The 19,081-nt window shown below is 44.0% G+C and carries 18 protein-coding genes; 6 read left to right on the forward strand and 12 right to left on the reverse strand.

Going from position 1 to position 19,081, the window contains the following annotated elements; translation table 11 throughout:
* Nucleotides 1-486: 486 nt before the first annotated feature.
* From rocF to PPA03S_RS31135, 4 genes are all read right to left on the reverse strand, one after another.
* On the reverse strand, nt 487-1,452 hold the full coding sequence (gene rocF / locus PPA03S_RS31120; protein WP_082704377.1) for an arginase: 966 nt from the start codon (nt 1,450-1,452) through the stop codon (nt 487-489).
* A 53-nt stretch (nt 1,453-1,505) separates the two neighbouring features.
* Nucleotides 1,506-2,699 carry an ornithine--oxo-acid transaminase gene (locus PPA03S_RS31125; protein ID WP_062329887.1) on the reverse strand — a complete coding sequence of 398 codons (1,194 nt, stop codon included), beginning with the start codon at nt 2,697-2,699 and terminating at the stop codon, nt 1,506-1,508.
* 142 nt (nt 2,700-2,841) lie between these two features.
* Nucleotides 2,842-3,084 carry an ABC transporter permease family protein gene (locus tag PPA03S_RS31130; RefSeq protein ID WP_062329889.1) on the reverse strand — a complete coding sequence of 81 codons (243 nt, stop codon included), beginning with the start codon at nt 3,082-3,084 and terminating at the stop codon, nt 2,842-2,844.
* A 23-nt stretch (nt 3,085-3,107) separates the two neighbouring features.
* Nucleotides 3,108-3,521 (reverse strand): type 2 periplasmic-binding domain-containing protein, encoded by a 414-nt coding sequence (locus tag PPA03S_RS31135; RefSeq protein ID WP_245683782.1) that lies wholly within the window; start codon nt 3,519-3,521, stop codon nt 3,108-3,110.
* Nucleotides 3,522-3,877: 356 nt separating this feature from the next.
* Here PPA03S_RS31135 and PPA03S_RS31140 point away from each other — a divergent pair, with 356 nt between their 5' ends.
* Entirely contained in the window at nt 3,878-4,522 is a 645-nt protein-coding gene (locus PPA03S_RS31140; RefSeq protein WP_062329891.1) for a GntR family transcriptional regulator, read from the forward strand.
* A 183-nt stretch (nt 4,523-4,705) separates the two neighbouring features.
* On the opposite strand, the gene PPA03S_RS31145 is transcribed toward PPA03S_RS31140, so the two are convergent.
* Nucleotides 4,706-5,446, reverse strand: a complete 741-nt coding sequence (locus PPA03S_RS31145) for a class I SAM-dependent methyltransferase (RefSeq protein ID WP_068964305.1) — start codon at nt 5,444-5,446, stop codon at nt 4,706-4,708.
* A 164-nt stretch (nt 5,447-5,610) separates the two neighbouring features.
* Between PPA03S_RS31145 and PPA03S_RS31150 the strand changes: the two genes are divergently transcribed.
* Complete coding sequence (locus tag PPA03S_RS31150) at nt 5,611-5,967, forward strand: hypothetical protein (RefSeq protein ID WP_062329893.1); 357 nt, start codon at nt 5,611-5,613, stop codon at nt 5,965-5,967.
* A 299-nt stretch (nt 5,968-6,266) separates the two neighbouring features.
* Here the strand turns inward: PPA03S_RS31150 and PPA03S_RS31155 are convergent, their stop codons facing one another.
* The 4 genes from PPA03S_RS31155 to PPA03S_RS31170 all read right to left on the reverse strand — a co-directional run bounded on the left by PPA03S_RS31155 (nt 6,267) and on the right by PPA03S_RS31170 (nt 8,432).
* Nucleotides 6,267-6,494 carry a cold-shock protein gene (locus PPA03S_RS31155; RefSeq protein WP_024633773.1) on the reverse strand — a complete coding sequence of 76 codons (228 nt, stop codon included), beginning with the start codon at nt 6,492-6,494 and terminating at the stop codon, nt 6,267-6,269.
* Between the two features lie 189 nt (nt 6,495-6,683).
* Nucleotides 6,684-6,884, reverse strand: coding sequence for a cold-shock protein (locus PPA03S_RS31160; RefSeq protein WP_024633772.1), 201 nt, complete (start codon nt 6,882-6,884; stop codon nt 6,684-6,686).
* Between the two features lie 385 nt (nt 6,885-7,269).
* A complete protein-coding gene (locus PPA03S_RS31165; protein WP_062329895.1) occupies nt 7,270-7,506 on the reverse strand; it encodes a DUF6953 family protein in 237 nt (78 codons plus the stop codon).
* A 140-nt stretch (nt 7,507-7,646) separates the two neighbouring features.
* Nucleotides 7,647-8,432: a CPBP family intramembrane glutamic endopeptidase gene (locus tag PPA03S_RS31170; RefSeq protein ID WP_062329898.1), complete on the reverse strand. Its 786-nt coding sequence runs from the start codon at nt 8,430-8,432 to the stop codon at nt 7,647-7,649.
* A 296-nt stretch (nt 8,433-8,728) separates the two neighbouring features.
* Between PPA03S_RS31170 and PPA03S_RS31175 the strand changes: the two genes are divergently transcribed.
* Nucleotides 8,729-9,400, forward strand: coding sequence for a phosphatase PAP2 family protein (locus PPA03S_RS31175; protein WP_062329900.1), 672 nt, complete (start codon nt 8,729-8,731; stop codon nt 9,398-9,400).
* A gap of 150 nt (nt 9,401-9,550) precedes the next feature.
* Here the strand turns inward: PPA03S_RS31175 and PPA03S_RS31180 are convergent, their stop codons facing one another.
* Nucleotides 9,551-10,330: an AraC family transcriptional regulator gene (locus PPA03S_RS31180; RefSeq protein WP_062329902.1), complete on the reverse strand. Its 780-nt coding sequence runs from the start codon at nt 10,328-10,330 to the stop codon at nt 9,551-9,553.
* Nucleotides 10,331-10,442: 112 nt separating this feature from the next.
* Between PPA03S_RS31180 and pyk the strand changes: the two genes are divergently transcribed.
* The gene (pyk, locus tag PPA03S_RS31185; protein ID WP_062329904.1) at nt 10,443-11,858 is read left to right on the forward strand and encodes a pyruvate kinase; all 1,416 of its coding nucleotides are present in this window, start codon (nt 10,443-10,445) and stop codon (nt 11,856-11,858) included.
* Nucleotides 11,859-11,943: 85 nt separating this feature from the next.
* Here pyk and PPA03S_RS31190 read toward each other — a convergent pair whose 3' ends face one another.
* Nucleotides 11,944-13,470: a methyl-accepting chemotaxis protein gene (locus PPA03S_RS31190; RefSeq protein WP_062329907.1), complete on the reverse strand. Its 1,527-nt coding sequence runs from the start codon at nt 13,468-13,470 to the stop codon at nt 11,944-11,946.
* Nucleotides 13,471-13,638: 168 nt separating this feature from the next.
* Nucleotides 13,639-14,088, reverse strand: a complete 450-nt coding sequence (locus PPA03S_RS31195) for an SRPBCC family protein (RefSeq protein WP_062329909.1) — start codon at nt 14,086-14,088, stop codon at nt 13,639-13,641.
* A gap of 226 nt (nt 14,089-14,314) precedes the next feature.
* Here PPA03S_RS31195 and PPA03S_RS31200 point away from each other — a divergent pair, with 226 nt between their 5' ends.
* Complete coding sequence (locus PPA03S_RS31200; protein WP_062329910.1) at nt 14,315-18,121, forward strand: DUF4073 domain-containing protein; 3,807 nt, start codon at nt 14,315-14,317, stop codon at nt 18,119-18,121.
* Between the two features lie 218 nt (nt 18,122-18,339).
* Nucleotides 18,340-19,077 (forward strand): WecB/TagA/CpsF family glycosyltransferase, encoded by a 738-nt coding sequence (locus PPA03S_RS31205; protein WP_062329912.1) that lies wholly within the window; start codon nt 18,340-18,342, stop codon nt 19,075-19,077.
* Nucleotides 19,078-19,081: the final 4 nt, after the last annotated feature.

A 19,081-nucleotide genomic window follows, 5' to 3' on the forward strand; every position in this document is an offset into this window, starting at 1 on the left:
CCACATCCGAACCAACTTAGCAAGCTCTTTTTTTTTAAGTTTCTTTCGAAGCTTATTTCATTCGCTTACCGCACCGTATTTCTCGTGTTTTCTTGGCCGGAATTAGAATATATCATGTACAGATTTCGAATGCAAGCTTTATTTTCAAAAAACTTCGAAAGTGCATTCCCCATCAGATATTCTATAATCTCTTTCTTCTATATAGTAGGTTCTCTTATATATACCAAACTCTCCTTTAGAAAATAGAGAGCCGTGCTTATCCAAACATTACTCTATAAAACCAACGGCACCCTCCACCTGTTCAGGAGTCAAGCACCATACCAACAACGATAGCCAGGGAAGTAACTCCATACTTATCTTCATTCAGTGAAGACAGCATGGATGAGTCTGACCCCGGCTTTTATATAACCTTACATTATATGATTTGACCTAACCTTCTAATAGTAAGCAGTAAATTCGTCCCCACACGAAATAGCTATTCGATCGTTATAAGATTCGTTTGCCCAGTAAGGAAGCAATTAACTCCACGCCAAGGCGGGCCGTGTGCCTGTTCTGATCGAACAACGGGTTAACCTCTACCAGATCCATAGACGTGATTCGGTTTGTGGAAGCGAGGAGCTCTAGTGCAAAATGAGCCTCACGGTAATTCAACCCCCCGGGTACCGGCGTTCCCACACCCGGAGCCTCACGCGGGTCAAGGCAATCCATATCAAAGCTAATATGAATACCATCCGTCCCTTCCCCCACTACTGCTAGCGCTTGCTCAACAACTTGTTGTATCCCCATCCGATCAATATCGTGCATCGTAAAGCTTTTGATGCCAAGTGCCCGGATCTGTTCTTTCTCATATACATCCAGATCACGCAAACCAATATAGACCAGATTGGAAGGATGAACAAACGGTCCCGCATCCGGAATATGAGACAAATTAAATGCAGAAAGTCCCAGAGCGGCAGCCACACTCATCCCATGCATATTTCCAGTCAGACTTCGCTCTTCCGTGTTCAAATCTGCATGGGCATCAAACCAGATTACACCCAAATTGGAATAATGCACAGACAACCCGGCAAGAGAACCTATGGCTACACTGTGATCCCCACCCAGAACAAGCGGAAAAGCACCTCCTGCTATGGCATCAGACACTTCATTGCACACTCTCTCGCTCACCTGAGTAACCTCGGTGACATATTTCACACGATTGCGTTCAATTGGAGCAACAGACTCCGAGGGACAATCCACACGGATCTCTTTGGCTACATTCAACCCAAGGCTGACAATTTCTCGTTTCAGTCCAGCTGTAATTAGTTCATCCGGGCCCAACTCGGCCCCGCCTCGTGCCCCGCCCAACCCAAAAGGAACCTTAATAATGGCAACATCATGATGACGCAACAGCGATTGACTCTCATTAGAAGAATTCAGCAATCCGGTAGATTCCATATCATTGTTTCCCATATAGGTCAGCTCCTCCGTTACTTATATGAAGAATTCAAAGGAATGAAAGGTATTTAGTCACCCAGCACCTGAGCAATACGTTCCAATGCCCAGTCGATCTCAGCCTCAGTAATGGTCAGCGGCGGCGCAAAGCGAATCGTTGTATCATGCGTTTCCTTACAGAGCAAGCCAACAGACATTAATTTCTCACAATATGAACGTGCAGGCACATGCAGATCAACACCGATAAACAAGCCTCTACCACGGATCTCACGTACAGCTGAACTGCGAATTCCCTGAAGACGTTTCATAAAATAATTCCCCAGACGCTCCGAGCGCTCCGCAAGCTTTTCATCTTCCAGAACTTCCAATGCTGCGACAGCCACGGCACAAGCCAGTGGGTTACCCCCAAATGTGGAGCCATGAGAGCCCGGTTCAAACAAATCCAGTATTTCTGTATTAGCAGCAATGGCCGAGATGGGCATCACTCCCCCTCCCAGCGCCTTACCCATAATCCAGATATCCGGTTCAATCCCTTCCCAGTCAGATGCAAACCGGCGTCCCGTTCGTCCGAATCCAGTCTGAACTTCATCCGCTACCGTCAATACCCGGTTTTGTTTGCATAACGTAAAGGCTTCAGCAAGATAACCTTCAGGTGGGATGACAATACCGGCTTCCCCTTGAATGGGTTCAACAAGAAAAGCGGCCGTGTTCGGTGTGATCGCCAGCCTCAGCGCTTCAATGTCGCCATAAGGAATGATTTTGAATCCGGGGGTAAATGGCCCGAAGTCTTTTTTGTACTCTGCTGAAGATGAAAATGAGGTAACCGTCAGAGTTCTTCCATGGAAATTACCAGAGCATACGATGATTTCAGCCTGATTCTCAGGTACACCTTTGCAACGATAAGCCCACCTCCGTACTGCTTTCACGGCTGTTTCAACTGCTTCAGCTCCCGTATTCATGGCAAGAATTTTGGATTTTCCGGTAAACTGTGCGAGCTTCTGATAGAAAAGGGAGGCAGCACTGCTGTGAAATGCCCGTGATGTTAATGTGACCCGATCCGCCTGATTCTTCAGCGCCTGAATGATTGCCGGATGTCTGTGCCCATGATTCAATGCCGAGTATGCACTCAACATATCCATATAGCGGCGACCTTCCGGGTCCTCAACCCATACTCCTTCCGCCTGTTCAATGACGATCGGGAGTGGATGATAATTGGGTGCAGCATAACGTTCCGACCAATCCATTAACATTTTCGAATCTGACATATACCCCCATCCCCCTCCTATGATTGATTATATTGTATACAAAATACAATATTAATGTATGCTTCGCCACGACCATTTACGACTCCTGCTCACTTTTTCCGCAATCACCCAATCTTTCTTATCCCTCGCATATGATTTGCCTTTAGCGGGATGTAGAGAGCCTGCGTTCCAGCCAAGAAAGCAGGTTGGCCAGAGTAACTGTGATTATAAAATAAATCGCAGCTGCAACAAGGAGCGGGGCAAGCGGCTGAAAGGTAACACCCTGAACGGCTCTAGCCGTGTAAATAATTTCGGCAATCCCGATCATGGACACATCCAATGTTACCCACGCGCCACGCGCATAATCTTGCCAATGGTCCGATCGAAAGGTGAAATCTAAATTCACGGTATATCCCTCACTCGCTTGGTTTATTCGCCCAACATCTCATTCGCTTCAACGACGAAGCGTTCGATGTCCCCGCCCGCTTTGAGCTTCGTTAGCGTACTGTTGATCTGATCAACGAGCTCCTGATTACCTTTTTTCACAGCAATTGCTGATCCCCCTTCATCCTCTGCCTGTTCAATGTTGACGCTGGCAACAACCAGCCCCTCCTGGTTCTTTACATACTGCTCCGCAACCGGTTTCTCCAGAATAAGCGCGTCTACCCGCCCAGTCTGCAACTCGAGAATCCATTCGGGGATTTTGGCTAGAGAAGTAAGTTTGGCTCCTTGAATGTCCTGAGCAATCCCTTCCTGAATGGAGCTTTTCTGTACACCCACCCGTTTGCCCGACAAATCATCCAGGGCGCCCAACGCTTCACCTTCGCCAGCTCTAACAAGCACAGCCTGTTCTGCATAATAGTAGATCTTCTGTAGGGGACCCCTGTTCTGTTTTGGAATGATAAAGACGCATTATTTGTATACAATATACATAAGACAATAAATGGGCTTTTACGTAAGTAATACTAACAAACATTCTCTTGTGCGGCAATATATTTACCACATTTTTAAGATGAAGTTCCATAAAAAGTTATTTACATTACATAAAACTAACACCGATCGGATCATTAAGTTTGCTTGCCCAACTCCCCCCTCGATGTTAAGATGATAAAAACTTGAAACTCCCGAACGGCGCACCATTAGGGGGCTCACACCCTCACATATCCAATCATCACTATATACAGAAGGGGGGATTCGGTATGGAAGCACCCAAATACCGGTCCTTGAAAGATCACGTTTACGATTATATCGCGCAGAAAATTCAAGACGGGACATTACTCCCTAATCAGAAGATTAACGAAGCGGAGATTTGTAAAAAGTTGGACATTAGTCGTACGCCTACTCGGGAAGCCTTATTCCAGCTCGCTTCTGACAATCTTCTGCAATACATCCCGCGCAGGGGATTTATCGTCACTCCTTTTGATGCTGGCAAAAAACTAGAGTTCTCCCAGGCGATCGGGGCGCTCGAAGCACTCGCTGCCACACTCGCGGCAGATCACCTCAAACCGTCTGAAATCCTGGAGATGGAGGCCCTTGTTGCACGGATGGATGAAGATATTACCCAGCTTGATCTGGCTGCTTATAGCAAAAATCAATATCAATTTCACAACCTGTACATCCAGCGCTGCGGCAACGCCACTGTCATCGAGATGTTAAACACGTTGAAAAACAGCTTTATACGCCAGTCTTATGTTAGCGACAATAAGCCGAAACTATCCGGTGTGCTTAACCAAGTAAACGAAGAGCATCGTCAAATCGTTAGCGCTTTTCGAGCAAAGGATAAACTGCAGTTGGAAGCGCTGCTAAAGCACCACTGGCGCATCATTGACAACGATATGCTGTAACGGGTTCATCCCCAGTCTTGAGTGTACATTTCTTTATAACTCCCTGAATTGGACTTCAAGCCTGAGAACACGGCAAAAGGCACCTCCCCTTTAAGGGCGGGGTGCCTTTTTAGATGCCCGTTTTGAGTCAGCCAACTTTTTTCACATCCGTTATTGGAGCAGCCTCTCCACCGACAAACAAACCTATTCGTTCTGTTTACGATCATTATCCATCGGCGTTCTCGCTTCAAAGACGGCATACCCCAGTCTTTTGCCGTATCTCAGAAGCAAACGATCGTTCGTGCGGCTCATACGCTGTACTTGCTCATCCTCAAACAGAGTCACGTCCATCTCTCGATGAGGATCATGATCTGTGCCCCACATTCCCATAGAGCGTGAGTTTTCTTTGATCAATACCGCAGTGAAACCACTCTGTCTGAGACGTCTTTTCCATGTGGTCATAGTCGCAAGTGTCTTTATCCCATAAAATTGTTTGAGCCTGCGGCTCATCACTTCTGTCTTCCTTCCAGATAATATCATTTCTCGATCAATGAAGAGACCTCCCGGCTTCAGAACCCTTCTATATTCGGCAAGTGCGCTGCGCCAATGAGTGAAGATCGTAACAGACTCCACAAATATCACATCAAAATGATGATCCGGAAAAGGTAATGATTTCACATCCGCCTGAATAAAGCGAACATCCAAACGCTCTCGACGGGCACGCCGCACCGCTTTGTCTAACATCTGTCGGTTAAGATCAACTGCAGTTACCCGATAACCGTTTCGAGCCAGGTAACAAGCCGTTCGCCCCGTACCACAACCCACCTCTAACACCTTACTGTGGACAGGCAGAGACAGCGTATCCAGCAGCTGCGTCGTCGCTGTGAACCCTCCCGGATGGGCACTCCCTTCCCCAAGCCGGGCCAGTAAATCATGATAATCCATGACATCCCCTCCCTTTCACTCCCTCCAGTGTATGGAGCAGATTGAAAAACGGCTCCTCCCTATATAAATTCCGGGTACTCGTCCATACCAATTCGTCCTCTTCTTACTATGATATACAAACCGTTGATTTCAAGCGGCAACCGCACCTAATGAGGAGGATATGCATGTACAGAATTAATCCGGTATGTGAAGAAACGGTTTCTCCGCACGTTGGACGTTCCGTTTGTCTCGTTATGAACGACGGTAGGCATATGTATGGTACACTCAGTCAATGTCGTGATGGAAAAATCTATTTGAACGGATGTTTCGAAGGGCCACGGCTGTGTTCAGTCAAATCCAAGCAGCAGCTTGTAAAAAGCAGCAAGAAAAATGTGGTTACAAAAAAGAAAGTTAAATCTTCAGCCTACGGTCCATATGGTTATGGAGGATATGGTGGGGGTTACGGTGGTTACGGCTATGGAGCGGGAATCGATCTGGCTCTGGTAGCAACGCTGTTTCTGCTGCCATTCCTGTTTATCTAAATATTTTCATACCAAACAAAGAACCTTCTCGATTTCTACGAGAAGGTTCTTTGTTTGGTTTATCACAGTTTAAAGTTTCTTCTGCCGCAAATGTGAGCGCAAACCATTTTATCAAAGAAATCTAATTTATTATGTATAAATGAACTTACTATTCTGAAATCGCGATTCAAATAAAAGGCGTAAAAAAAGGCATTCGTCAAAACGAATGCCGGGAACTTCATATTTAATACCCTTACCTTTATACAAGATGTCAGGTTCAACTTAAAAAAAAACACCTCGTTAGAGGCGGGTAAGCTATGTTAAATCCGATTTCCTTTAGGCATCGTTTTCAGATTGCTATTCGAATTTTCAAGCAATGGCAGCATCCTGGTCGTGCTAACCATCTCAGAAGCACATATCGGACAAGTAGGCACGCTATCAAACGCAAAATTGTCCCGCATCCATCCTTTGCACGTATCACTCGTACATTCCCAGATTGCTGCATCTGCTTGCGGAATCTCTTCCAACGGTTTTTTGCGATTATACATGACTTCTACCCCCTTTGTTATGGAAAAACATCTAAACCGACGTTATTTCACAAAAGCCATTACTTAGCGGAAGTTTGATCCCGCTCCGACTTCTGTCTCGACAACTATTGGGCCGACTTTCATTATAACTGCTCAAAAAAAAGAAGCTGCCTTTACCATTATAACATGTTAAAGGCAGCTATGCTTTAATTACAGTTTTACAACTTCTTCTGCTTGAGGACCACGGTTTCCTTGTACAATTTTAAATTGCACGCGTTGACCTTCGTCCAGCGTTTTGAAGCCTTCGCCTGTAATAGCGCTGAAGTGTACGAATACATCTTCTCCGCCTTCAACTTCGATGAAACCGAAGCCTTTATCAGCGTTGAACCATTTTACTGTTCCGTTTTGCATGTGAATTACACCTCCAAATAAAGATTAACATGTTCCTTTGTTCTTTGCAGCAAGCAAATAAAAATTCACACATTGAAAAAGGTACCAGTCATAACCTATAAGTGATCGCCCTTTACAATATGTGAATTAGGTTTTCCACTCTCTATAACTTGTTTTTATTATAACTCCGTTTTCACCAAAAAGCAAATCTTTGTATTTTCTTTTCAAACAGCTTTGGAAATACATGTTATTCCCACGCACTGGAACAACATTTGTCGCTTGCCCTGCCGCTCATTGCGGTCTTATGAAAGGATATGCAGATCCGAACCAACTTATACATTTTCTATAAAATATTTTGACATGCATATCCAATACCATCAAGAAAGCTCAAATTAATTGATCTAAACTAGGTCCACGCCCACATAAAGGCATCCCGATCCCAAGCAATTTGACCACGGTGCAGCTTGCGGAAGGCTTTCTTCACTTCTTTGGATAAAGAAGTATTTCCATTCTCATTCACAAATACAAATTCTTCTCCAAAATGGGCCTTCACATATTCAATGGCAGCTTCCTGATGAAGCGTACCGGTGAATTTGATCTCCTGAACCATCCACTCCGCCACTTCCTGCGCTGTCTTTTCCATCATATCACCTATTTATTTATCCATTGTACGAATGAACGGGCTTCTGATCATAAATATGCCTGTCATACCGCCAGAATGAAGTATACCACGAACCCATGGCTGGCGGTAAACAGAGTTATGAAATTCGCACCCCGACTCGTTTAATGAACGACAGAGCCCCCGGTTGAACTCCTTTTTGATGAAGATAACTTCGTTCGAACGCTAAACGTTAACCATACGCAATAAATAACCAACACAATCAATATGAAGAGATCGTAAGGAAGTGTTCCAGTCTCCTGCTGGTCATTCCCAAGGAATTGTATCAAATTATGTATGAAATGAAACAGAATCAGCGGTACAATATTTCCATTTTTCAACATCAACAATGCGAGTGCTGCACCAAGCAGCAATGCATAAATCAGTTGCAGAATCGTATCTGCCATACTCTGACCAGATAATGCATTCATGATATGTGTTATCGAAAATAATACACTTGAAGTTACGACTGCCGCAACCGCACTCTTACGAAGCAACGTTTTGAAGATAAGTCCACGATAAATGGTTTCCTCCACAAAGGCGACAAGCAAGGTAAAAAAGATAAAAAAGGCGACCTTGGACAAGGTCAATTCTGTAAATCCTTTCAGCGCCAGAGTACCCAGTACAAGGAGTAGTGGAATATAATACTTTGCATGACTTGCCGGGATAGCTCTTAAAGATCGGAATCCTATTTCTCCCCACTTGCGGCGCATAGTCAAATAGATGATGAGTACAAGAGCAATTGGAGTAAACGACATCAGCACAGGTGATGTGTAATCCAGCTGCTTCACGGTTGCAACTGCTCCTGCCGCGAATACCGCCAGCAAGAGAAGCAGTTCAATAATGACTACCGTCAGCACCGGTCTGCGCGAGGAAAAGGATTGGTTTTGCCCGGATTGCGAGATTCCCATAGATTGTACCAGCCTCATTTCGTTTTAATTCGTTGTCACACGAACTTATATGACCATGTAGTTATATCATATCTGCAGCTGTTTCGGTATCCTATTTTGGATAAAACTATAAAAGTAACAAAAAAGAGAATTCCTCTTACAGCTTTTACCTTACAATCAGGTATGGCTCAACTGCTTATCTGTCCATTATAGTAGTAATGAAACGAATCGCTGCAGGGATACTCCTCATCTGCAACGTCTTATATATGAAGAGTTAAGATCAAACTGTGCAATGAAAATGAAATCAGGGGGATACTATGAAAGCATTATTTCTGCGCTGGGGACATTTGCTGGCCATTTTATGTATACCGCTTCAAGGCTCCATTTATGTATTGCTGGGCAGTAACACCGGAAGCGATGTCTTCTACAATTATGCCTGGATTGATACACAGATTCCTTTTATCAAAGAATTTATTTATCCATATGTCAGCTGGATGCCTATTCTGTATCTTGGATTTCTCTTTTTGGGCTTAACCAACAAATCGCTATTCTGGCGTATCCTAATTACCTATAATGTAGGTGTGATCGCAGCCAACGTCGTTTTTGCGGTCTTCCCTACTTATGTGCCGCGTCCGGAAGAGATTGGAACAGGTCTGAGCAGTGCGCTTGTACAGTTCATCTATACCAATGATGCTCCATTCAACTGTTTTCCGAGCATACACTGTCTCACAAGCTATCTGCTCTTCATTGTTATCAATCGCCACTTGAACTTCAAACCACTGGCTCGCATTTCCTGGTCCATATGGCTGTGGCTGATCATTGCTTCAACGGTATTTGTGAAGCAGCATTCGCTGCTGGATGTAGCAGGCGGTATTCTGTTCGCAGAAGCAGCCTACTGGGCTGTGCATGTTTTTGCTGTTCGCACAAGTTTGGCACGAAAAAAAGCCAAGCAGTCACTTACGGCTACAAATACAAGCAGTAATGCTTAATATGGATGTATAGGGCAAAGGCAGGAAGGATTAATCCAACTGTGCTGACACCAAAAAGAGGGCCTAGGCCCTCTTTTTTTACGTGAAATATGTTGATGTTTATGATAGTAAGAATAATTTCAACCACGCAATTATAGTGAGCCAAGTTCTTCACACGATGGGTGGACGTTCATGGAGCAAATCCGATGGAGGGCTTCCCATTAGACGCTTGTATATCCGGTAAAAATAAGACAGGTCACGGTAACCGAGAAATTCAGCAATTTCCTGAATGGAGAGCTGTGACTCAGTAAGCAAATACACCGCCCTTTTCATCCGTTGATCATGTACATATTGGCTGATCGTCTGATTCGTCATGCTTTTAAATAACGCGGCTGCGTAATTCGGGGTTTTACCGATCTCGTCCCCCAGTTCTTCTTTCGTAACTTTCTCCCGGTAATGCCGCTCAATGTATCGCTTCATCCGCTCGGCATGCATATGTCTCTCCGGTGGAATGACACCCCGGTCCAGTTCCCTGTTTATATAAATAAGTACTTCCATCAATAAGGCTTGGCTCATCATGACATAATAAGACGGACGCTCCTGCCATTGCTGTTGGATGGCTTTCATGCGTTCATGAATCAATTCATAACATGCGGGCTTATGTCGCAAGGCCTCACTCCGTTCCAGCGCGGGCAAACCTTGAATATGATCGCCCTGTAATTGAACGACAATTTGTGTATGGGTTACAGTGGGAATACTCTTGCCGTAAAATGGAATGCCAGCAGGAATGAGCAGCAGCTCGCCCTTCTCCATGATCTGCTTCTCTCCGTTCACCCAATATACACATTTTCCATAAGTAACCAAGCTTAAACGCCATGTCGCCTGTGACTGTACTGCTTTTTCGTACCAACCGACACCGTTAATGTGCCGCACTTCTAATGGAGTGACCATAATACACCTCATTATTGGACTATATTCTAATCATTGTACTATAGTTCATACCCCGATTCGACAGAAAACGCTACAATACACATATAAGCAAACATATGAGGAGGAAAATAGCATGTTGAAAACAAAAATTATTTGTACTATGGGACCTGCTTGTGACTCAATCGAATTGTTAAAAGTAATGATTCAGGAAGGGATGACTGTTGCCCGTCTGAACATGGCTCACGGTGAGCTGGAAGATCATGTTGCACGGATTAACAATATCCGCAAAGCGGCTTCCGAATTGAACACGTATGTACCGATCATGATGGATATCAAGGGACCGGAAGTTCGTATTGGCAAACTGAAAGAAGCATCCTGCCATCTGCAAGCAGGTAAAGAGCTTATCCTGACTACCGAAGAAATTCTTGGTGACGCTGAGCGTATTTCGGTAAACTATCCGGAACTGAACCTCGTTGTAAAACCTGGAGATCGTATTCTCATCGATGATGGCTTGGTAGATCTGACTGTACTGTCCGTGGAAGGATCAGATATTCACTGTAAAATCATCAGCGGCGGCATTCTAAAACCACGTAAAGGGGTTAACTTGCCAGGAATCAAGACGACATTGCCTGGTGTAACGGAACGAGACGTGATGCACATCGGATTCGGCATCGAAAACGATGTCGAAATTATCGCTGCTTCCTTTGTTCGTAAAGGCGACGATATTCGTGAAATTCGCAGTATCCTGAAAGAACGCGGTGTAGAACATGTACAAATCATCTCCAAAATTGAAAACCAGGAAGGCATGACCAACCTGGACGATATCATCGAAGCATCTGACGGTATCATGGTAGCTCGTGGAGACCTCGGGGTTGAAGTACCGATTGAAGACGTACCAATGATGCAAAAAGAAATGATCGATAAATGTAACCGTGCAGGTAAACCGGTTATCGTAGCAACACACATGCTGGAATCCATGCAGGTGAATCCGCGTCCAACCCGCTCCGAAGTTAGTGACGTAGCTAACGCGGTTCTTCAAGGCGCAGACGTTGTTATGTTGTCTGGTGAATCGGCAGCAGGTAAATATCCGGTACAATCCGTCCGTACGATGGCTGCTGTTGCCCGCCGTGCAGAAACGATGATTGATTACAAAGAACAATTCAACCAGAAATCCGCTCAACAAGTAGCTGATATTACCGAAGTTATCAGTCAGGGAGCAGTTAGTTCTTCCCTCGTCCTGAATGCCAAAGCGATCATCACTTCTACCGAGAGTGGATTTACGGCGCGTATGATCTCCAAATATCGTCCGAAAGCACCGATCATCGCGGTTACACAGCACCAAGAAGTACTCGCTAAAATCTGTCTTCTCTCCGGTGTCATTCCGGTCATGGGCGACAAGGTAACAACGACAGATGAAATGTTCGAATCTGCTACACGCAATGCCATCAAAACCGGTTATATCGAAAAAGGGGACATCATCGTCTTGTCCGCTGGCGTACCGATTGGTCAATCCGGCAACACCAACCTGATCAAAGTTCAACAAGTATAATTCCAACTTGTGGAAGTTCAGATATAGCCTGAAAATACAAAAATCCACCGAGAGCAGAAATGTGTCTCGGTGGATTTTTTACGTACTACATATTCCGTGAATAGTTGACCAAATCCTGCGCCATCATATTGATCTCATCCATCGAGGCGTTGACCTGCTGTGTTAGAGCAGCCTGATTCTGTGTCAGTGTGGACATGTTTCCAATGTGATCAAGAATCTGATCAATGAATGCCTTCATTGCCTGCATACTATCTTCAATATTGACGGTAGCCTGTGAGCTATGATCAGCCAACTTCCGCACCTCTCCGGCAACAACGCCAAAACCGAGACCAAGTTCGCCTGCTCTGGCTGCTTCGATCGCTGCATTTAGACCAAGCAGATTGGTTTGGCTGGCAATTTCCCGAATAAACGCTGTGATGTTTTGGGTATCATCTGCACTGCTCTTCACCTGAATGGCTGCATCTGCAGATAACTCTTGCGCCGTAACCAGTTCCTGAGCCTGATCCGTAATCGAGTTGATTCCACGCACCATCTCACCGATGGATTCGGATAACAGTTTCGTTTTCTGATTCATCGCTTCAACGATCTGTTCCTTATTCTTCTCATGTGTCACATCACGGATGGTTCCTGCTACACGGAGCGGTACTCCGTTACTATCCCGAACCGTCTCACCGCCTGCATGATACCAGCGATACTCCCCATTTTTACGTTGAAGACGGTAATCCAGATCATACGGTGTTCGTCCACTGTAATCATTCATGTGTTTGGCAAATTCATTGATGGTCCGGTCATGGTCTTCCGGGTGAAGACGGCTGCTCCAACTACTGAATACATTGGGAAAGTCCTTCTCATCTGTAAACCCAAGTTCCCGGCGGAACTGCGGAGACCACCAGAATTCATTATTCGGATTAACCACATCTCCGGCAACAACGGTCATATCCCACGGCGCTTCCACCAATGCACGATTTACCAGGTCATAACGGGTAACAAGTGCTTCCAGTTCATCGGATTTGCTCTTCTCGTCATGGATATCAAACATGATTCCCAGAAGTTTAACCGGAACACCATCTTCATTCCTGACAACTTGTCCCAGACAACGAAACCAGCGTACTTCCCCGCTCTTCGTAATCATTCGGCTTGTTACGTTGTATGCGGTCTTCTCAGATCCATTAACGTTTCTCGTAATCTCCTGCACCAGCTGTGGTCTGTCATCAGGATGGATTGATTTGGCCCAGCTTGCAAAAAGATCGGGGTAATCCTTCGTGTCACTGAAGCCTAACATCTGGCGGAATTCTTTGGAAAAAGCAATGATATTATTGCCATCCAGAGGATCTCCTGCAACAATTTCGGACTCCCAGAGTCCGATGTTTAATGCCTGATTCAGCATATTGAGACGCATTTCAGCTGCTTCATTTTGCTGCTTCAGAATATGTACGGCTTTATTCATGTTATGTGCAATTTCTTCGGCTTCCTGCAAATTATCGTTCGATTCCAGCGGATTGGTATATATCCCTTGCTCTGCGTCTTCGACCAGTTTACGACTGTATTCCAATAATTGTTGAAGCGAGCCCGAAGGGGCTGGCTTCATCTTTTGGGTGCTTTTACGAAACATCTCCATTTCTCCTCTAAAGTCATTTCTATATATTTCGACATAATCAGACATTAATTGTAGAGGACTTTCATTTATTTATGAAACGAACACCAATAAGCGCCGAATCGGCGCTTGTTCATGTGGTTATGCTGCTATATTTATATTCTTTCGATTGAAAAACCAGGCACTTTACCAGCCGAAATTCAGCGTTTTTCCTGTCTCTGCCCAAGTCTTGATACTGCTCAATATCATCCACCAGCTACTCTGTGCATTCGCAAATGATGGATGGTTGTCCGTAAATTGATCATTGATCAATGTCAACTTCGTACAGTCCCCTACCGTTTCCAGCTGGAATACCACTCGAGACTGAAGCTCGCTGTGATTGGCATGATAGGAAGGTCCAGGGTGTTCAAGGTAACTTAACGTAGATAAAGGTTCGAATTCTAAGATATCACCGTATACATGGACCGTCTCAGCACCGTCATTCCCAGGCCCTACATAGGCGAAAGGCTGACCCGGTTGAAAATTGGAACGAAGTTCGCTGCCAAAAAAACTGCTGCGTGTTCCATCTGGTGAAATCAGGGCATTCCACACATCTTCCCGCCCGGCATTAATATAGAACTCGTATTTTAAATCCATGAACTCACTCCCTTTAGGTGTTGTATTGAAGGTATAGCTGACACTTGCTTGCAACACTATCCTATCGTTATACCCCAAATCTCGTATTGTAAAAACGCGACAACAGGAAGAATTCAACAAAAATGATATTGTGAGAAAGTATTTTTCGTATTATGATTAACAGGACTTTAGATGTATTATTTAACCATTAATGAGTAAATAGTCTTATTTTTAAGGAGGATTTTCATTGATTTATCCCAAAAAATTTGGTATCGCTGCTGCTGCAACGATTGCACTCACATTAAGCAGTTCAAGTGCTTTTGCAGAGTCCAGTACCACCTCATTCAAAGACCTGAGCAAGGCATCCCCATGGGCTCAATCCTTTATTCGAGAAGCACAAGGAAAAGGATTGCTTAGCGGAGATCAGCAGGGTATGTTTTATCCACTTCAGGAAGTGTCTCGACAAGAAGTTGCAATGGCCATCACTAAATTAATGCAACTACCTGTACAAGAGTTTAGCTCCACAACGTTCTCTGATGTTCCAAATGAAACATGGAGCGCACAAGCTATTGATGCTGTACATAATCATGGATGGATGCTGGGAGACAGCAATGGTAACTTCCGTCCAAAGGACTCTGTGACAAGGGAAGAATTAGCAACTATTTTGACCCGTATTACGCAAAACAAAGATAAAGATACGAACGAAGAAGAGAGCCAGTTAAGTAATCTAAAAGACGAAAGTAACATTTCCACATGGGCTAAACAATCAGTTAATTCTGTTGTGTCTTCCGGCCTAATGACGGGTAGTAATGGTAGCTTCTATCCAAAACAGAATGTACTTCGACAAGAATTAGCAGCTATTTTAATTCGACTAGATTCAAAAAATGATGTGAGCAATCTTCAGTCTATACAGAAGATTGATGCTGAAAATGTAACTATTGGAGATAAGACCTATCAAGTAGCAGATAATTTGAAGGCATTATTCACATCCAAGAATGAACCCGTTCTACAAAATGCAGGCATTCAATTTAAAGCTGAAAATGGTGTTATTACACAAGTACTTGAATTGAAGCTTGTAACTCCAGGTAAGGCTGCACTCTCAGGAAAACCTGAATTTTCAGGAAATCTTGTACTCGATGGGGGTAAAATCTCTGTTGAAAAAGACCTGACTGTTGCTGCAGATTATATAACAATTAAGAATATCTCTATAAAAGGGAACTTGGAAATATCATCTGAAGTGAATAACGATTTTTACGCGGAACAAGTATCTGTATTAGGGACTACATATGTAAATGGTGGAGACGATAACACCGTTGTCTTTGACCAATCGAATCTTCAAAATATGAGAATTGCGAAAGAAGACGTCCGTGTTGAGTCTTTAAACAAGACAGTAGTTAAAGAAGTACAGATCGAATCCAAGCTCTCAGGGTTATGGGGAGATAACTCCATAACCTATGAAACTGTGAGTATAGGTCAAGGAGTACAGAACGCTTCTTTATATGCACATATTCGTAATCTTGAAGTTAACGCCGGTGATAAAGAAATAACAATATCCGGGACAGGTCATATTGATTCTATGACCATCCAGGGTTCCGGAGCGATCAACGTTCAAAACGCCAAAGCGATTGGTACGGTCACCGTTAACGAAAGTTCAGCCAAAGTATCTCTTCCAGCGAATGTAATTGTCCAAAAAATTGTACTTCCAGAAGGTGTCTCACCAGAACAAGTGATTTTGAATTACGATAAAGTTAAATCACAAATTGCAACAATTAACGGGACACCGAATCCAAGCTATACACCACCGGTCACCGGGGGAGGAGGTTCCGCTAATAGTGGAGGAAATGGAAGCAGTTCAGGGGGGACAAGCCCGTCTAACCCTGGAACAAATCCAACAACGCCTACAAACCCAACACCTTCAACAGGATATCCTTTTATTGAAGGAACTAGTTATCAGAACCGAATGGAAACATCCGCTGATGGCCTAGTCACCGTAAACCAAACGGGGACGATCTATTATATGGCCGTTCGGTTAGATGATAATGTACGCCCTACTGCAGAGCAAATAAAGAATGGAACACTTACTGAAGATGTACCATTTGCAAACGGCGTTGTACAAGCAAGAGCTAACCAATTAACAACCTTTAAAATTGAAGGCTTAGAGCAATCAAAAGCATATGGTATTTGGGCCGTTTTCAAAAATAGCGATACAGGTGAAGAAACTAAACCTAGCTATATCATGTCGGTAAGCAATTACTTGCCTAATAGTGAGGATATCTTGCCATTTAAAAAGAAAAACCTTGAACAAATTAGGATTCAGTTCACTGGTGTGCTTACACCACCCATTACTAGTGTGACCGATCCATCTGCTATTGTAGAAGGCGGGCATCTCAGAAACTATGGTTATGGTTTTATTGAAATTAATTCGATAGAGTGGGATTTAACTATTCCGGATATGCCTATCCTTAATTTAAACTTTGATCCAGTCACACTGGGAGATGGAACTTCCTATAGATTAGACTGGACCTATGTAAAAAATGCTCTGTCTATTAAATTTACAAGCTCTAACGGTACACCTACTGCTCATGGGTTTGGTGGGTTTGGGACTTATACAGGTCCGGAAGTCGTGAATCTTATTACCAAACAGCTCGCTATCGAAATAGGAAGCATTGTTGATCCAAACCAGGCTGAAGAGGTTATGCACCTTCTTGAAGCATACCCTTCTCCGTTAAAACAAGAATTAGGCCTGATTGAGTTTAATGCTCAGTATTATCAGAAGGCTCTCGCAGAACAAGCCGGGAAGTACACAACTTACAGCGATGTTAAAGAAATTGTAGAAGCCGTTAATCAACAATATCCTGCACCAAGCACCAATGAAGCCACTGCTATTCGTTCCCTGAATAGTGCGCAAAGTGCTTCCTTAATGGAATCATATATCAAGCGTTATGCAGCAGCATTAAATATTGATGTAACTGCATTCAATAATTTGAACGCAGCTTCTAGAATTGAGATTGGCCAGATCATTTTAGAATACAGAGAACAATTGCCACAAGGGGAGTTTACTAGCATTGCTCAAATTCGCAGCTATTATGATCTAGCATACGAAGTTGCATCCTCTGCTCCAACTACACTGAATTTTTTAGATACTGACCCAAGAGTAGGACTTATTGGAGGAGACGTAGTTTGGACACCTGGTGTAAATGAGGAAAAAGTGAGTTCTTATGAAATTATCTGGGGAAGTCAAGGTAGAGAGATTGCTTCCATTGATCTAGTGGATAAGGATGGATCCAACCGATATACGATTGCTGAAGGAACATCGATTCCTGAAGGGGCTACCCAACTGTTAGTCCGTGCCTTACTTCAAGATGGTACAGAAACTGCCCCAATTTATATCACAGTAAAAGATACATTACCAGCTGCGCCTGAACAACCATCCATCGATAATGATGACGCAAAAAATATATTAATTGGAGCAGATTCTACTATGGAGTTCTCTGTGGATGGAGGAACAAACTGGCATAAATATGATGAAGAGAATCCTCCCATCTTCCCAGGTCGCGTTTTTGTACAGGTACGCGTTCAGGCTGATCCAGTAAATCAAGTGCCTGCAGGTAAAGCAAAAACTGTCTCTTTTGTAGATAATGTTGTGATGTATGCCGGCATAAATGATGTAAGTAATACTTTTGATACAAATTACATTTCATCAGCCATGGAATACTCATCAGATAATGGAGAGACGTGGACATCATATGATGAAAACAATCCTCCTCAGTTTCCAGGGGATCTGACCATTCTGCTTCGTGAAAAAGGAGGACAATACCTCCCAGCAGCCCCAGCCAAAAGTTTCACCTTTAAATCTAAAGTGAACATTTTTAAAGGAGGAAATACCCTTTCTGTTTCAACGTCAGCTATTGAGTATTCAAAGAATAATGGAGAATGGATTAGTTTTGTTCCACACCAAACAGTGACATTTCAACCTGGAGATAGCGTAGAAGTTCGGGAAGCTGCATATGGCTCCTTCCCTGCAGGAGCTATTGAAACAATCCTCTTCGAATAAATATGTAAGAGTAAAGATTTTGTTCCTTTTAAGCCGCTATATTTCTAGCGGCTTTTGTTTTTTTAAAGGGAGATCCTCATGCCCATGTTCATTCCGATAATCTTCTTCCATTTTTTATAGTGCAATGCTAGGAAATCAGATATACTCAAATGGAATGAAATAACAGGTTATAGACACAGGTAGGAAACGAATAGATCGCGCTCGAAAGGAACCGAGATATGAACCAGACAACAGATATTATGGGTATCCCTTTTCCCAACATAACGATGGACCAGACGGTTGCGATCCTTGGTGATGTAGTCCATCAGAGACAATCCGAACTGTTCCATGTCATCACTGGCAATCCGGAAATCGTCATGTCCTGCCAGAAGGATCAGGCGCTTCGTTCGGTTATGGATCAGGCAGGGCTTGTTACCGCTGACGGCGCAGGCATTGTTATGGTTTCCCGCTTACGGGGTGGACAATTGACCGAACGGGTAACAGGTTGTGATCTCCTTTTTCGTTTATTGGAGGAAGGAAACCGGAAGCAATGGTCCTTTTATATGCTGGGGGCAGAAGAAAGTGTCAGTAAGCGTGCTGTCGAGGTTATTGCACAAAACTATCCGGGAGTCGTTGTTTGTGGCAGACAACATGGATTTTTCACAACGGATGAGGAGCATAGAATTGTAGAAGAGATTCACGAAGCGCGACCTGATTTTCTCATCGTGGCCCTTGGTGCGCCAAACGCCGAACACTGGATCAACAAATATCGCCATCAACTAAACGCTCGTATAGCCATCGGAGTCGGGGGAAGCCTGGATATTCTGGCTGGCAAAACCAAACGAGCACCTGCGATATGGCAGAAGCTTAACTTGGAATGGCTCTACCGACTGCTCAGCCAGCCTTCCAGATGGCGCAGACAACTCATTTTGCCACGTTTCGCTGTTCGGGCGCTGCTGTTCAGGGAGCAAAGGTAATTAA

The sequence above is a fragment of the Paenibacillus pabuli NBRC 13638 genome (assembly GCF_001514495.1).
Classification (GTDB): domain Bacteria; phylum Bacillota; class Bacilli; order Paenibacillales; family Paenibacillaceae; genus Paenibacillus; species Paenibacillus pabuli.

Coding starts and splice junctions, on each gene's coding strand:
- PPA03S_RS31205 (WP_062329912.1), top strand. CDS start 18,340: ATGAACCAGACAACAGATATTATGGGTATCCCTTTTCCCAACATAACG.
- PPA03S_RS31175 (WP_062329900.1), top strand. CDS start 8,729: ATGAAAGCATTATTTCTGCGCTGGGGACATTTGCTGGCCATTTTATGT.
- PPA03S_RS31125 (WP_062329887.1), bottom strand. CDS start 2,699: ATGTCAGATTCGAAAATGTTAATGGATTGGTCGGAACGTTATGCTGCA.
- PPA03S_RS31140 (WP_062329891.1), top strand. CDS start 3,878: ATGGAAGCACCCAAATACCGGTCCTTGAAAGATCACGTTTACGATTAT.
- PPA03S_RS31195 (WP_062329909.1), bottom strand. CDS start 14,088: ATGGATTTAAAATACGAGTTCTATATTAATGCCGGGCGGGAAGATGTG.
- PPA03S_RS31190 (WP_062329907.1), bottom strand. CDS start 13,470: ATGTTTCGTAAAAGCACCCAAAAGATGAAGCCAGCCCCTTCGGGCTCG.
- PPA03S_RS31145 (WP_068964305.1), bottom strand. CDS start 5,446: ATGGATTATCATGATTTACTGGCCCGGCTTGGGGAAGGGAGTGCCCAT.
- PPA03S_RS31160 (WP_024633772.1), bottom strand. CDS start 6,884: ATGCAAAACGGAACAGTAAAATGGTTCAACGCTGATAAAGGCTTCGGT.
- pyk (WP_062329904.1), top strand. CDS start 10,443: ATGTTGAAAACAAAAATTATTTGTACTATGGGACCTGCTTGTGACTCA.
- PPA03S_RS31155 (WP_024633773.1), bottom strand. CDS start 6,494: ATGTATAATCGCAAAAAACCGTTGGAAGAGATTCCGCAAGCAGATGCA.
- PPA03S_RS31170 (WP_062329898.1), bottom strand. CDS start 8,432: ATGGGAATCTCGCAATCCGGGCAAAACCAATCCTTTTCCTCGCGCAGA.
- PPA03S_RS31180 (WP_062329902.1), bottom strand. CDS start 10,330: ATGGTCACTCCATTAGAAGTGCGGCACATTAACGGTGTCGGTTGGTAC.
- rocF (WP_082704377.1), bottom strand. CDS start 1,452: ATGGGAAACAATGATATGGAATCTACCGGATTGCTGAATTCTTCTAAT.
- PPA03S_RS31150 (WP_062329893.1), top strand. CDS start 5,611: ATGTACAGAATTAATCCGGTATGTGAAGAAACGGTTTCTCCGCACGTT.
- PPA03S_RS31165 (WP_062329895.1), bottom strand. CDS start 7,506: ATGGAAAAGACAGCGCAGGAAGTGGCGGAGTGGATGGTTCAGGAGATC.